The following is a 14168-nucleotide window of genomic DNA, read 5'->3' as shown; positions in this document are numbered from 1 at the left end:
CCGTGAAGCAGCCCGTCGAGGTGCCGCCGTGGTACCAGACGCTGTGGGAGTCGGTGGAGGCCGCCGACAAGGGCACGGGCCGCAGAGCGGTGGAGGGTCGAGGACCGCGACCTCCAGCTGGGCGACCGGCGGCCGCTCGCCGCCCGGCTCGGTGAGCGCGGCCAGCGCCACCTCAAGGGCGTCGGCCAGCGACATCGACTCGCGGTAGCGCTCCTTGAGCCGCCCGGCCACGGCGTCGGCCTGGCCGCCCATGGCCGCGAAGCCGTGCTCGTCGAACACCGAGCCGTCGAAGGTCAGCCGGTAGATGGCGTCGCCGTCGGGGGTGTCGCCGACCTCGGCGACGACGACCTCCACCTCCAGCGACTTGATCGACTCGGTGAAGATGCGGCCCAGGTTGGAGGCGTAGAGGTTGGCCAGCCCGCGGCCGGTCACGTCGGAGCGGTCGTAGGTGTAGCCGTTGATGTCGGCGTAGCGGATGCCGCCGAGGCGCAGCTCCTCGAACTCGTTGTAGCGGCCGACGGCGGCGAACCCGATGCGGTCGTAGATCTCGCTGATCTTGTGCAGCGCCCGCGACGGGTTGGGCGCCACGAACAGGATGCCGTCGACGTACTGCAGCACGACGACCGACCGACCCCGCGCGATGCCCTTGCGCGCGTAGTCGGCCTTGTCCCGCATGATCTGCTCAGGGGACGCATATCCAAAAGGCATGGACACGGGCAGTGGTCCTTTCTAGCGCAGCGGGGCGATGGGGCCGTCGGGCGAGATCATCCGGGCCTCCAGCATCTGTTCGACCTTGGTGGCCACCTGCTGGTCGGTCAGCTTGCGGAAGCCGTCGGCGTCGATCACCGACACGATCGGCCAGATCTTCCTCGACACGTCGGGCCCGCCGGTCGCCGAGTCGTCGTCGGCCGCGTCGTAGAGGGCCTGGATCACCGTCATCACCATGTCGTCGGCCGAGGCGCCGTCGCGGTAGAGCTTCTTCAGCGAGCCGCGGGCGAAGATCGAGCCGGAGCCGATGGCGTCGTACCTGTCGCGCTCGTAGGGGCCGCCCGCCACGTCGTAGCTGAAGATGCGGCCCTCGTCGCGGTCGGAGTCGTAGGCCGCGAACAGCGGCACCACCACCAGGCCCTGCATCGCCATGCCGAGGTTACCGCGGATCATGGTGGCCAGGCGGTTGGCCTTGCCCGCCACCGAGAGCGTGCGGCCCTCCATCTTCTCGTAGTGCTCCAGCTCCACGCGGTAGAGGCGGGCCATCTCGATGCCGGTGCTGGCCGTGCCCGCGATGCCCATGCACGAGTAGTCGTCGGAGCGGAACACCTTCTCGATGTCACGCTGCGAGATGATGTTCCCCGACGTGGCCCGCCGGTCGCCCGCCATCACCACGCCGCCGGCGAAGGTGGCGGCCACGATCGTGGTCGCGTGCGGGACCTGGTCGCCGATCGGAGTGGCCAGCGCCTGGTGACGCTGCGGCAGCAACTCGGGCGCGTAAGAGCCGACGAACTCGGTGAACGAGGAGTTCCCTGAGTTTCGGAAAAGCTGGTCCACCAGGCCGACGGGCAGATCCCTGTTCGGTGCCACGCGACTCCCTCCCAACATCAGTGTCTCTAGGCCGACCCTACTCATGTTGCGTTGCTGTCTGCACTTCCCACGATCAGCTCACGGCGAACCGTTCATCAGATCGTTTCTTTACGCCCGCCACACCCCGTGCGATTGTCGGTATGTCTGCACGTCCTGAACAGGAGGCCGACTTGCGACTCCCCAGCCGGCCCGCGCTCGTCGCGGCCGCAGCCGTCCTGGCCCTCACCTCCTGCGGCTCCGGCACCCAGTCCGGGGGCAGCATCACCCTCACCATCACCGCCAACTCCATCGAGGGCGGCAAGAACTCCGAGTCCGCCGCCTGGATCAAGAAATGGGTCATCCCCGAGTTCGAGAAGACCCACCAGAACGTCAAGGTGCTCTTCCAGGGCAACGGCGTGGACGACGAGCAGTACAAGACCAAGATCGCTCTGGACCTCAAGTCCAGGACCGGGGCCGACGTCATCGACCTCGACGGCATCTGGGTCGGCGAGTTCGCCCAGGCCGGATACATCAAGCCGCTCACCGAGGTCGGCGGTGCCGGCGTCGAGCAGTGGGAGGGCTGGTCGCAGATCCCGCAGGCCGTCCAGGGCCTCGGCATCTTCGACGGCAAGAAGTACGGCCTGCCCCAGGGCACCGACGGCCGCGTGCTGTTCTACAACAAGGCGCTGTTCAGGAAGGCCGGTCTGCCCGAGACCTGGCAGCCGACCAGCTGGCAGCAGATCATCGACGCCGGCGTCAAGCTCAAGGCCGCCGGGGTGCCCACGCCCGTGCAGATCGACGCCGGCACCGCCATGGGCGAGGCCACCACCATGCAGGGCGTGCTGCCCCTGCTGGCCGGCGCCGGGTCGGAGATCTACGCCTCGGGCAAGTGGACCGGCGCCTCCCAGGCCGTCAAGGACGTCCTGGGCTTCTACCAGCAGGTCTACGGCGGCAGCGGGCTCGGCGACCCCAAGCTCCAGCAGGAGGCCAAGGGCCGCGACAAGTCCTTCGCCCAGTTCGCCGCCGGCAAGATCGCCATCCTGGCAGAGAGCGACTACTTCTGGCGCTCGGTCATCGAGCCCAAGGCCGGGGTCGCCCCCATGCCCGACCGCGACCAGGTCGTGGGCTACGCCAAGATCCCGGCCAGGCAGCCCGGCGGCGGCATCCGCGGCCAGGACTTCGTCAGCATGTCCGGCGGGGCCGTCCGCGTGCTCAACCCCTTCTCCAAGAACCCCAAGGCGGCCTGGGAGCTGCTGGCCTTCATGCACTCGGCCGCCGCGACCAAGTCGCAGCTGGCCGGGCAGGCCCGCGTCAGCGCCCGTAGCGACGTCAACGAAGAGGTGCTGACCGCCGACCCCATGCTCAAGTTCGTCGCCGACGAGGTGCTGCCCATCACCGCCTACCGGCCGGGCCTGGCCGTCTATCCGCAGGTCTCCACCGCCTTACAGGAGGCCACCGCGGCCGTGGTGGCCGGCAGGAGCGCCGACGAGGCGGCCGCGGCGTACCGGAGCAAGCTGGAGGGACTGGTCGGTGGCGCGGCCAACGTCGGCGGCTGACGCCGCGGGGCTGGGCCGGGGCAGGGCGGTCGCGTTCGTCCTGCCCGCCCTGGTCCTGATCGGCGTCTTCCTGCTCTTCCCGGCCCTGTGGACCATCTACCTCGGCCTGACCGACTACCGGCTGACCGGCCTGGCCGCCGCCGACCCCCAGGTCGTCGGCCTGGACAACTACACCGCCGCGCTCGCCGACCCGCGTTTCCTGTCCTCGCTGTGGCTCACCCTGCTGTACGTCGGCGGCTCGGCCGTCGTCGGGCAGGCCGGGCTGGGCTTCGCCCTGGCCTGGATCCTGCGCTCGCGCACCGGCCCGCTGCGCCGGGTCGTCGAGGGCGCGGTGCTGCTGTCGTGGATCCTGCCCAGCACCGTGGTCGGCATGTTGTGGTTCGCGCTGCTCGACCGCGACGACGGCACGCTCAACGCCCTGCTGCACACGCCCGGGTTCGCCTGGCTGCTGGACTACCCGCTGCTGTCGATCATCGTCTTCAACGTGTGGCGCGGCACCGCGTTCTCGATGATGCTCTACTCGGCCGCCCTGGAGAACGTGCCACCCTCGCACCTGGAGACCGCCCGGCTGGCCGGCGCGAGCGTGCCGCAGCAACTGCGCGACGTGGTGCTGCCGGCCATCAGGCGGCACGTCCTGACGAACCTGCTGCTGATCAGTCTATGGACGTTCAACGACTTCACGCCGTTCGTGCTGACCGGCGGCGGGCCCGAGGGCCGCTCGGAGATCCTGCCCGTGTACGTCTACCGCGTCGCCCTCCAGGACGGGCAGCTCGGCGTCGGTGCCGCCATCTCCTTCCTCATCCTGCTGATCAACCTCGTCTTCGCCCTGGCCTACCTGCGGTTGCTGCGCGGACGTCGCCGCACGCGGGAGGTCGCCGCCGCCGGAGGACCGCCCGCATGATCCGCCACACGCTCGGACGGCTGGCCGCCACCGTGTTCGTCGCCGTCGTCCTGGCCTTCTTCGCGCTGCCCATGCTCTGGCTGGCCAGCGCGCCCTTCGACGACACCCCGACGATCACCACGTCGATCCCCGAGTTCACGTTGCGCAACTTCGCCGCCGTCCTGGACAACCCGTACGCGCTGGGCTCGATCCGCAACTCCCTCATCCAGGGGGGCGGGGCGGCCGTGCTGGTCGTCGTCCTGTCGGCGCTGGCCGCCTACGCCCTTTCGCGGGTGCGGCTGCCCGGCCGCGATGTGCTGCTCTACCTGCTCCTGCTGCTGTCGTCCGTGGTCACCGGCACCGCGGCGATGGTGCCGATCTTCGAGCTGGCCACCCGGCTCGGCCTCATCGACACCCACCTCGGCGTCGTCCTCGTGGTCTCGGCCGGTCTGCTGCCCGCCGCGATCTTCATCCTGAAGGACTTCATGGACGAGACGCCCACCTCCTACGAGGAGTCGGCCCGGGTCTTCGGCGCCTCGTCGCTGCAGATCCTGCGGCACATCGTGGTCCCGCTCGTCCGGCCGGGGCTGGCCACCATCGCCGTGTGGGCGCTGGCCAGCGTGTGGGGCGGGTTCCTGTTCCAGTTCATCCTGCTGCGCGACCCCGAGAAGGCGCCCGGCTCGATCATCCTCTACACGCTCTACACCGAGGGCGGCGCGCCCCGGCTCGACCTCATCTCCGCCTTCTCGCTGCTGTACTCCCTGCCGGTGGTCCTGATGTACCTGTTCGTCTCCCAGCGGTACGGTTTCCGCTTCCACGGAGGAATCAAGCGTTGATCTCCCTGCACGGCCTGACCAAGGTGTTCCCCGGAGGCGTACGCGCGCTCGACGACCTCGCGCTCACCGTCGCCGACGGCGAGTTCTTCGCCCTGCTCGGCCCCTCCGGCTGCGGCAAGACCACCCTCCTGCGCAGCATCGCCGGCCTGGAGACCCCCACCTCAGGGACCGTCGCCATCAACGGCAAGGACGTCACCGCCCTGCCGCCGGGCGAGCGCGACGTCGCCATGGTCTTCCAGGACTACGCGATCTTCCCCCACATGGACGTCACCGCCAACATCGCCTACCCGCTGCGCATCAGGAAGGTCCCCCGCGCCCGGCGGACGGAGAAGGCGGCCGAGGTCGCGGCCCGGCTCAGCCTCACCGAGCTGCTGCTGCGGCGTCCGTCGGAGCTGTCCGGCGGCCAGCAGCAGCGGGTGGCGCTGGCCCGCGCGATCGCCTGCCACCCGGCCGCGTTCCTGTTCGACGAGCCGCTGTCCAACCTCGACGCCCGTCTGCGCCTGGAGGCGCGCACCTTCCTCAAGCGGCTGCAGCGGGAGCTGGCCGTCACCACCGTGTTCGTCACCCACGACCAGGCCGAGGCGCTCGCGCTGGCCGACCGCATCGCCGTCATGTCCAAGGGCTCGATGATCCAGGTCGGCACCCCCGCGGACATCTTCCACCGGCCGGCCACCACGTTCGTGGCCTCCTTCATCGGCTCCACCCCGATGAACCTCCTGCCCGCCCAGGTCACCGACGCCGGACTCGAGGTGGCCGGCGCCCTGCGCCCGCTGCCCGAGGGCCTGACCCCGGACGACGACGCCCCCGTGACGTACGGCGTGCGCCCGGAGTACATGGACCTGTCCCCCGCCGAGCGCCCGGACGCCTTCCCGGGCGTCGTGTCCGTCCTGGAGAACATGGGCACCCACACCCTCATCACCCTGGAGTCCCCCGGCGGGCTCATCCAGGCCGTCATGCCGGAGGGCGAGGAGCCGCCGCTCGGCGCCTCCCGCTGGGCCGTGCCGCGCCGCTCCCTGGTCTACCGCGACGACCGGCTGCTGTGACCCCGGGCGACCCGGGCTCGCATACTGGACTCATGGCCAGGTCCTGGATCCTGCACGTCGACCTCGACCAGTTCATCGCCGCCGTCGAGCTGCTGCGCCATCCCGAGCTGCGCGGCAGGCCCGTCGTCGTGGGCGGTTCCGGCGACCCCGCCCAGCCGCGCACGGTCGCCGCGACCGCCACCTACGAGGCCCGCGCGCACGGCGTGCACTCGGGCATGCCGCTGCGCACCGCGCTGCGGCGCTGCCCCGACGCCGTCTTCCTGCCCAGCGACCCGCCCGCCTACGAGGCCGCCTCCGAGCGCGTCATGGCCGCTCTGCGCGAGCTGCCGGTGCTCGTGGAGGTCTGGGGCTGGGACGAGGCCTTCGTCGGCGCCACGACCGACGACCCCGAGGCGCTGGCGGCCGGGCTGCGGCAGGTGGTGCTCGACCGCACCGCGCTGAGCTGCTCGGTCGGCATCGGCGACAACAAGCACCAGGCCAAGCTCGCCTCGGCCTTCGCCAAACCGGCCGGCGTCTACCGCCTGACCGGCGAGAACTGGGCCGAGGTGATGAACGACCGGCCGACCGACGCGCTGTGGGGCATCGGCGCCCGGACGGCGAAGAAGCTCGCCGGGCTCGGCCTGCGCACGGTCGCCGACCTGGCCGCCGCCGACCCCGCCGAGCTGGCCCGCGCCTTCGGTCCGGTCAACGGCCCCTGGTACCGCTATCTGGCCCTCGGCAAGGGCGAGGCCGAGGTGGACACCACTCCCTGGGTGGCCCGCGGTCACAGCCGCGAGATCACCTTCCCCCGTGACCTCACCGATCGTGAGGCCGTCGCCGGCCAGGTGGCCGGTCTCGCCGGGCAGGTCGCCGGCGACGCGGTGGCGGCGGGGCGTCTCTGCGCGCGGGTGACGGTCAAGGTGCGTTTCACCCCGTTCCTGACCCGTACCCGGCAGTGCACGCTCCCCGAGCCCACGGCCGACCCCGGCGCGCTGACCGAGGCGGCGCTCGCCGCGCTGGGCCGCTTCGACCTCGACCGCCCGGTGCGGCTGCTCGGCGTGGCGGTCGACTACACGGATCCCGGCCGAACAGCGGCCGACTCCATGGCGCCCGATTCCATGGCGCCCGAGGAGTGAGCCCCGGCCGGTTCGGCCGGGGCTCATCCTTCCCCATGGTCAGAGCGGTGAGGACAAGGCCCTACTGGCCCTACTCGCCGCCCTTTTGCACATAGGAACGCACGAATTCCTCGGCGTTCTCTTCGAGTACTTCGTCGATTTCGTCCAGGATCGCGTCGACATCGTCAGTGAGCTTCTCCTGTCGCTCCTGCACGTCCGGCGCCGCCGAGGCCTCGGTCTCCTCAACTTCGGCCTCACGCCGGCCGGTCTGCTTCTGCCCGCCGGTGTCCTTGGTTGCCATGTCCTACCTCCGCTTGGGGGACTGCCTCTAAGGCATATCTTCCCCGAACCGGACGACATTTCGCGTCCAACGCCGTGCGATCTTGGCGGCTTGACTGGATAGCACTCCTATCCAATAATGGATCCACCTATACACAAGGAGATCCCGACATGTCGCCCTCTTCGCTGCACACGGCAGGTGTGCTCCTCATCACAGTTCCCGGCGTCGCGTTCGGCGGCGTGACCCTGCTGCGTTTCCTCATGCGCAACGAGCCGGGCTATCTGGACAACCCCGTCCGCAGGGGCCTGTGGCGGGCCGGGCACGCGCACGCGGGCGTCCTGGTGCTGTTCAGCCTGGTCGCGATGCTGTACGTGGACCAGGCGAGCCTGCCCGAGGGCGTGAAGGCGCTGACGCGCACGCTCATCGTGGCCGCGCCCATCCTGATGCCGCTGGGCTTCTTCCTGTCGGTGCTGCGTCCGCGCGACACCAAGCCGAACCGGCTGATCTGGCTGACCGCGGTGGGCGGCGCGTCGCTGGCCGCGGGCACGCTGACGCTCGGCATCGGCCTGCTGTGAGCCCCGGGACGGCCCGGGGCTCCGGCTACTCCCCGGTGCCGGTCAGCGCGGCGACCAGCTCGGCCGCGGTGCGGCAGCGGTCGAAGAGCTCACCGACGTGGGCCTTGGTGCCGCGCAGCGGTTCGAGCGTGGGCACGCGCTGCAGGGACTCCCGGCCGGGGATGTCGAAGATCACCGAGTCCCAGGAGGCGGCGGCCACCGACTCGCTGTACTGGCTCAGGCAGCGCCCGCGGAAGTAGGCGCGGGTGTCGGTCGGCGGCAGCTCGATCGCGCGCTCGACCTCCTCCTCGCTGATCAGGCGCTGCATGCGCCCGCGTGCCACGAGCCGGTTGTACAGGCCGCGGTCGGGGCGGATGTCGGAGTACTGGAGGTCGACGAGCTGCAACCGCGGGTGGGACCAGGGCAGGCTGTCGCGGGTGCGGTAGCCCTCCAGCAGCTCCAGCTTGGCGACCCAGTCGAGCTCGCGCGAGAGCTGCATCGGGTCCTCGGCCAGGCGCGTGAGCACGGACTCCCAGCGGTCGAGGACGTCCTTGTTCATCTCGTCCTGGGCGGTGCCGCGTTCCTCGACGTACTTGCGGGCCTGCTCCAGGTACTCCATCTGGAGCTGCACGGCGGTGAGCTTGCGGCCGTCGCGCATCGGGATCTCGTAGCGGCAGGTCGGGTCGTGGCTGACCGCCCGCAGCGACTGGACGGGGTTCTCCACGGCCAGGTCGCGGGTCAGGAAGCCCTCCTCGATCATGGCCAGGACCAGCGCGGTGGAGCCGAGCTTGAGATAGGTGGAGATCTCCGACATGTTGGCGTCGCCGATGATGACGTGCAGCCGGCGGTACTTCTCGGGATCGGCGTGCGGCTCGTCGCGGGTGTTGATGATGGGCCGCTTGAGCGTGGTCTCCAGGCCGACCTCGACCTCGAAGAAGTCGGCGCGCTGGCTGATCTGGAAGCCCTCGCCGCGGGAGTCCTGGCCGATGCCGACCTTGCCCGCGCCGACGACGACCTGCCGCGAGACGAAGAACGGCGTCAGGTGCCGGACGATGTCGGCGAACGGCGTGGCGCGCCGCATCAGGTAGTTCTCGTGGCAGCCGTAGGAGGCGCCCTTGGCGTCGGTGTTGTTCTTGTAGAGCTGGATCGGCGCGTTGGACGGGATCGCCGAGGCGCGGGTGGCCGCGTCGTACATCACGCGCTCGCCGGCCTTGTCCCAGATGACCGCGGCCCGCGGGTTGGTGCACTCCGGCGAGGAGTACTCCGGGTGGGCGTGGTCGACGTAGAGCCTGGCCCCGTTGGTGAGGATGACGTTGGCCAGCCCGAGGTCCTCGTCGGTGAGCTGGCTGGAATCGGCGACCTCGCGGGCCAGGTCGAAGCCGCGCGCGTCGCGGAGCGGGTTCTCCTCCTCGAAGTCCCATCGCGCTCTGCGCGCGCGGGCCGCCGAGGCGGCCAGGTAGGCATTCACGACCTGGGAGGAGGTCACCATCGCGTTGGCGCCTGGCTGACCTGGTACGGAGATGCCGTATTCGGTCTCGATGCCCATCACCCGACGCACCGTCATGCAACACCCTCTGTTCGTCCGGATCTGCCTATCCGCCGTTTATATGCCCGAGCCTATGCCCTTCACAGTGCCCCGAGGCCACAGAGTTATGGCACCGACGCCTTCTGAATCTGTACGGCGGAGCTTGTTGTGGTTTGCGGTGATCTGCGGGGCTTGAGGAGTCGCTGGATCGGCCGTTCGGCAAAGGAGTAGATCAGATACGACAGCACGACGGCGGCCAGAGTCGTGACCAGGGCCACCGCCCAGGAGGGCAGGTCGCCGGTGAGCAGCGGGATGAGCGCCGCCGCGGCGACCCCATGGAAGAGGTAAAGCGGGTAAGTGGTGGCGCCCAGCGCGGTGAGCGCCCTGGAGGGTTTGAGGCGGATCAGGCCGAGGGCGACCAGGGCCATGGCGGCGAAGATCAGGGTGAGGGTGACGATCACGCTGGTGTCGGTGACGGGCATGTTCTTGAACCCGGCGGCGTCGATGCGGCGGTGCACGCGGCCCAGCGCGGCGGGGACGGCCATGGCGTACCCGGCGGCGACGTACAGCCACGGGAGCAGGGCCTTGCGGTTCTGGTGGATGAGATAGAGGGCCATGCCGGCGACGAAGTAGGGGGCGTAGTCGGGCATGACGATCTCGTTCAGCACGTCGTTGTCCACGAACCTGGCGGCCAGCGCGGCGGCCAGCCAGACGCCCGAGAAGACCAGCACGCGCGCGTACGTGACGCCGGCGATCACCAGGATCGCGATCAGCAGGTAGAAGCGCAGCTCGGCCCAGAGCGACCAGTAGACGCCGCTGGCGTCGGCCACCTTGAACAGCCGCTGGAACATGGTGGCGTTCACCAGGTACTGCCCTGGTGAAAGTTTTGGGTCCAGCGCGGTGGCGCCGGTCAGCCCGTACAGGGCCGCCACGGCGCCGAGGCTCAGCCAGTACGCCGGGTAGAGCCGCACCAGCCGCGACCGGGCGAACGCCCCGAGCCCCCGCCCCCACACGGTCATGAGGATGACGAACCCGCTGATGACGAAGAACAGCTCGACGCCGAGGATGCCCAGCCCGGCGAAGGGCGCCAGCGCCGGGAACAGCGCGGCGGGCCTGGCCCCCCAGACCGAGGCGAAGGCCACCAGGTAGTGGAAGGCGACGACCGCCAGGGCGGCGAGGAAGCGCAGCAGGTCGAGCTCGGCCAACCGGCCGTCTCCCCGAGCATGCTTTGGCCGGTTAGCTTGATGCACGCACCTTTTGACGACCCGCTGATCACTTTGGTTCCACAGGTCCCTCTGTTCCCACCAGCAACACGCGTGCGGCCGGGCCGAGGGCGATCGCCTCGCGGGTGCCCGGGTCGAGGGCGAGCAGCCCGGCGGCCCCCGCCGCGCCGCACTCCGACAGCGACACCCCGCGCTCGGCCAGCAGCGCGGCGGCCTCGGCGGCCTGTTCGTCGGCCACGGTGACGAACAGGTCGGCCTGGCGGCTCAGCAGGTCGAAGGCGATCAGGGACGGTTCCAGGCAGTCGAGCCTGCCCAGGCGCGTGGGCGAGCCGGTCGCGTGCACCGGCCGGCCCGCGCGGGCGCTCTCCAGCAGGCAGGGCGCGCCGTCGGGCTCGACCACGACGATCCTCGGCTGCTCGCCCCAGCGGTCGCGCGTGTACCCGGCCGCGGCGGCGGCCAGCCCGCCCACCCCGGCCTGCACGAACACGTGGGTGGGCGGGATCTCGATCTCGTCGAACAGGACGGTGTAGCCGCGCATCACGTCCAGGGGGATGTCGTCGTAGCCCTCCCAGGAGGTGTCGGCGACCAGGCGCCAGCCGTGCTCCTGGGAGGCGTGCAGGGCGGCGGCCAGGCTGGCGTCGTAGTCGCCGCCCTCGCGGCGGACCTCGGCGTCCAGGGCGCGCAGCCGGTGCGCGAACGGCTCGGGCACCTGCTCGCTGAGGTAGACGACGCAGTGCGCGCCGAGCTCCCTGGCCCCGGCCGCGACCGAGATGCCGTGGTTGCCGGCGCTGGCGCAGACGTACGTGGTGCCGCCGCCGTCGCGTTCGGACAGCCGGTGCACGGCGTAGGCCCCGCCGAGCGCCTTGAAGCTGCCCAGCCCCATGCGGCCGCTCTCGTCCTTGACGTGCACGGTGCCCGCCCCGGCGATATCGGTCAGGGTGTGCACGGGCGTGGGCCGGTAGGCCGGGTGCCGGGCGAAGTGGGCGCGGGCGAGCCGGGCGTGCTCCACACCGATCAGCTCACGGTCGCGCTCGGCGAACGGCGTGCGGCCGGGGTTGAAGAAGTGCATGATCGCCATGCTAGGACGCGCCGGCCGGCGTTCCCCGGCACCTGGCGGGCGCGTCCGGCGCATGTCACGAGGAGCGGTCGCGGGCGGCGGCCACGGCGGCCTGGCCGAGGCTGAGGCCGCCGTCGCCGGGCGGCACCCGGGTGTGGGTGAGCACCCGGAACCCGGCCGCGCGCAGGCGCTCGACGGCCCGTTCGAGCAGCAGCGCGTTCTGCAGCACCGAGCCCGACAGCGCCACGGTGTTCAGGCCGGTGCCGTCCCTCAGCATGACGCAGCAGCGCACGACGGCGTCGGCCACGCCGTTGTGGAAGCGGCCCGCGATCGAGCCGGTGGCGATCCCGGCCGCGACGTCGGCGGCGGCGGCCCGGACGAGGTCGGCGGCGTGCACGACGAGCAGGTCGCCCTCGGTGATGGTCGCCGGGTACGAGCCGCTCTCGGCCGGGTCGGCGCGCTGTTCGAGCTCGGCGGCCGCCTGCCCCTCGTAGGTGACGGTGTCCCGGATGCCGAGCAGCGCCGAGACGGCGTCGAACAGCGGCCCGGCGCTGGAGGTCATGGGCGCGCCCAGCCCGCTGCGGGTCCGGGCGAGCACGTCGGGCCAGTGGGCGGCGTTGCGGCGGACGACGTCCAGGTGGGGGTGCTCGTCGCGCAGGTAGGCCGCGGCCATGCGCCACGGCTGGCGGACCGCGGCGGTGCCGCCGGGCATCGGGACCAGGGCCAGGTGACCGAGCCGCTGGAAGGAGGTCAGGTCGGCGCGCAGGAACTCGCCGCCCCACAGCGTGCCGTCGAGGCCGTGGCCGGGGCCGTCGAGGGCCACGCCGAGCACCGGGCCCGTCTCGCCGTTGTCGGCCAGGCAGGAGGCTATGTGGGCGTGGTGGTGCTGGACGCCGACGAGCTCGACGCCGGTCAGCTCCAGGGCGTGCCTGGTGGACAGGTAGCCGGGGTCGAGGTCGTGGGCGACGACCTCGGGACGGATGTCGAACAGGCCGCAGAAGTGGTCGATGCCCTCGACGAAGGAGCGCAGGGTCTCCTGGTCGTCCAGGTCGCCGATGTGCTGGGACAGGAACGCGCGCCGGCCGCGTACCAGGCAGAAGGTGCTGCGCAGCTCGGCGCCGCAGGCCAGCACCGGGCGGGGCGCGGGACGGCGCAGCGTGAGCGGCTCGGGCGCGTGGCCGCGGGCGCGGCGCAGCACGGTGTGCCCGCCGGACCAGGGGCGCAGCACCGAGTCGTCGGCGGGGACGTGGATGGCCCGGTCGTGGAGGAGGAAGGCGTCGGCGATGCCGCCGAGCCGGGTGACCGCGTCGGCGTCCTCGTGGGCGATGGGCTCGTCGCCGACGCTGCCGCTGGTCAGGACCATGGGCTCGGCCAGCTCCGCGAGCAGCAGGTGGTGCAGCGGCGTGCAGGGCAGCATCAGGCCGAGGTCGCGGCTGCCGGGCGCGACGGCGTCGGCGACGGGCGCGTCGGGCAGCCGGGGCAGCAGCACGATCGGGCGCGCGCGGCCGGTGAGCAGCGCGGCGCCCTGCCCGTCGACCGCGCACAACCGGCGGGCCTGGTCGAGGTCGGCGACCATGACGGCGAACGGCTTCTCCGCGCGGTGCTTGCGGGCCCGCAGCGCCGCGGCGGCCTCCTGGTGGGCGGCGGGCACGGCCAGGTGGAACCCGCCCAGCCCCTTGACGGCGACGACGCGGCCGGCCCGCAGCATGGTCGCGCAGGCGCTGACCGGGTCGCCGCACAGCTCGGCGCCGCGGGCGTCCAGCAGGCGCAGGGACGGGCCGCAGGCGGGGCAGCAGGTGGACTCGGCGCGGAAGTGGCGGTCGCCGGGGTCGTGGTACTCGGCCGAGCAGTCGGCGCACATCGCGAACCCGGCCATGGTGGTCAGCAGCCGGTCATAGGGCACGCCGCGCACGACGGTGAAGCGCGGCCCGCAGTTGGCGCAGGCGATGAACGGGTAGCGGTGGCGCCGGCCGGCCGGGTCGGCCAGCTCGCGCAGGCAGTCGTCGCAGGTGGCGAGGTCGGCCGGGACGAGGGCGCGGCGCGGGCCGGCCGGGTCGCCGGCGGCGATGCTGAAGCCCCGGTGGCCCGCGGGCGCGCCGCTGACGACGGTGACGCTCTCGATCTCCGACAGGGCGGGCGCGTCGCGCTCCAGCGCGGTCAGGAACTCCTCGACCCCGGCCAGGGCGCCCTCGACCTCGATGAACACCCCCTCGACGTCGTTGCGCACGCGGCCGGCCAGGCCGAGCCTGCTGGCCAGCGAATACACGAAGGGGCGGAACCCCACGCCCTGGACGACGCCTTCGACGCGGACGTCCACCCGCTTACGGACGGTCACAGGCCCCAGTGTGCGCCTCGCCGGGGCGGCTTGTACGGCGGATGACGCGTGTCGCGCGCCCTTCTCTCAGGAGTCGCGCGCCCATCCCCTCGGAAGTCGCGCGCCCTTCTCTCAGGAGTCACGCGCCCATCCCCCGCAAGTCACGCGCCGGTCTGCCGGAAGGCGTCCCCCGGCTCTCGCCCGCGCTCTCCCCCGGGTGGTTCCCCCGCTCGCCCGGAAGCTCCCCCG

13 protein-coding genes are annotated in these 14168 nt (G+C 71.6%); 6 read left to right on the top strand and 7 right to left on the bottom strand.

Annotation, left to right across the window (positions count from 1 at the left end):
- Together prcA and prcB are read right to left on the bottom strand one after the other, a co-directional pair.
- Nucleotides 1-708: proteasome subunit alpha (gene prcA, locus ABZ444_RS48385; protein ID WP_358011373.1), on the bottom strand; the 708-nt coding region annotated here is incomplete at its 3' end.
- 21 nt (nt 709-729) lie between these two features.
- Nucleotides 730-1578, bottom strand: a complete 849-nt coding sequence (prcB, locus tag ABZ444_RS48380) for a proteasome subunit beta (RefSeq protein WP_358011370.1) — start codon at nt 1576-1578, stop codon at nt 730-732.
- Between the two features lie 170 nt (nt 1579-1748).
- Between prcB and ABZ444_RS48375 the strand changes: the two genes are divergently transcribed.
- The 5 genes from ABZ444_RS48375 to ABZ444_RS48355 are packed head-to-tail and all read left to right on the top strand — an operon-like array spanning nt 1749 to nt 6987.
- Entirely contained in the window at nt 1749-3113 is a 1365-nt protein-coding gene (locus ABZ444_RS48375; RefSeq protein ID WP_358011367.1) for an extracellular solute-binding protein, read from the top strand.
- Nucleotides 3088-4014, top strand: coding sequence for a sugar ABC transporter permease (locus ABZ444_RS48370; RefSeq protein ID WP_357977328.1), 927 nt, complete (start codon nt 3088-3090; stop codon nt 4012-4014). The genes ABZ444_RS48375 and ABZ444_RS48370 overlap by 26 nt, the downstream gene beginning before the upstream one ends.
- Nucleotides 4011-4829, top strand: a complete 819-nt coding sequence (locus tag ABZ444_RS48365) for a carbohydrate ABC transporter permease (protein ID WP_352364067.1) — start codon at nt 4011-4013, stop codon at nt 4827-4829. The genes ABZ444_RS48370 and ABZ444_RS48365 overlap by 4 nt, the downstream gene beginning before the upstream one ends.
- A complete protein-coding gene (locus ABZ444_RS48360) occupies nt 4826-5872 on the top strand; it encodes an ABC transporter ATP-binding protein (RefSeq protein ID WP_358011364.1) in 1047 nt (348 codons plus the stop codon). The genes ABZ444_RS48365 and ABZ444_RS48360 overlap by 4 nt, the downstream gene beginning before the upstream one ends.
- 32 nt (nt 5873-5904) lie before the next feature.
- Nucleotides 5905-6987 (top strand): DNA polymerase IV, encoded by a 1083-nt coding sequence (locus ABZ444_RS48355; protein WP_358011362.1) that lies wholly within the window; start codon nt 5905-5907, stop codon nt 6985-6987.
- Nucleotides 6988-7057: 70 nt separating this feature from the next.
- Here ABZ444_RS48355 and ABZ444_RS48350 read toward each other — a convergent pair whose 3' ends face one another.
- A complete protein-coding gene (locus tag ABZ444_RS48350; protein WP_132622197.1) occupies nt 7058-7267 on the bottom strand; it encodes a ubiquitin-like protein Pup in 210 nt (69 codons plus the stop codon).
- Nucleotides 7268-7416: 149 nt separating this feature from the next.
- On the opposite strand from ABZ444_RS48350, the gene ABZ444_RS48345 reads away from it, so the two are divergent.
- Complete coding sequence (locus ABZ444_RS48345; RefSeq protein WP_357977321.1) at nt 7417-7821, top strand: hypothetical protein; 405 nt, start codon at nt 7417-7419, stop codon at nt 7819-7821.
- Between the two features lie 25 nt (nt 7822-7846).
- Here the strand turns inward: ABZ444_RS48345 and dop are convergent, their stop codons facing one another.
- From dop to hypF, 4 genes are all read right to left on the bottom strand, one after another.
- Nucleotides 7847-9364, bottom strand: a complete 1518-nt coding sequence (dop, locus tag ABZ444_RS48340; RefSeq protein ID WP_358011359.1) for a depupylase/deamidase Dop — start codon at nt 9362-9364, stop codon at nt 7847-7849.
- 86 nt (nt 9365-9450) lie between these two features.
- Entirely contained in the window at nt 9451-10530 is a 1080-nt protein-coding gene (locus ABZ444_RS48335; protein ID WP_358011357.1) for an acyltransferase, read from the bottom strand.
- Nucleotides 10531-10597: 67 nt separating this feature from the next.
- Nucleotides 10598-11617 (bottom strand): pyridoxal-phosphate dependent enzyme, encoded by a 1020-nt coding sequence (locus ABZ444_RS48330; RefSeq protein ID WP_358011354.1) that lies wholly within the window; start codon nt 11615-11617, stop codon nt 10598-10600.
- A gap of 64 nt (nt 11618-11681) precedes the next feature.
- The gene (hypF, locus tag ABZ444_RS48325; protein WP_358011350.1) at nt 11682-13940 is read right to left on the bottom strand and encodes a carbamoyltransferase HypF; all 2259 of its coding nucleotides are present in this window, start codon (nt 13938-13940) and stop codon (nt 11682-11684) included.
- Nucleotides 13941-14168: the final 228 nt, after the last annotated feature.

Origin of the sequence: Nonomuraea sp. NPDC005730 (assembly GCF_040630865.1) — a bacterium.
Classification (GTDB): Bacteria; Actinomycetota; Actinomycetes; order Streptosporangiales; family Streptosporangiaceae; genus Nonomuraea.
The sequence above is the reverse complement of the archived record's forward strand: the minus strand, read 5'-3'. Positions and strand labels throughout refer to the sequence as shown.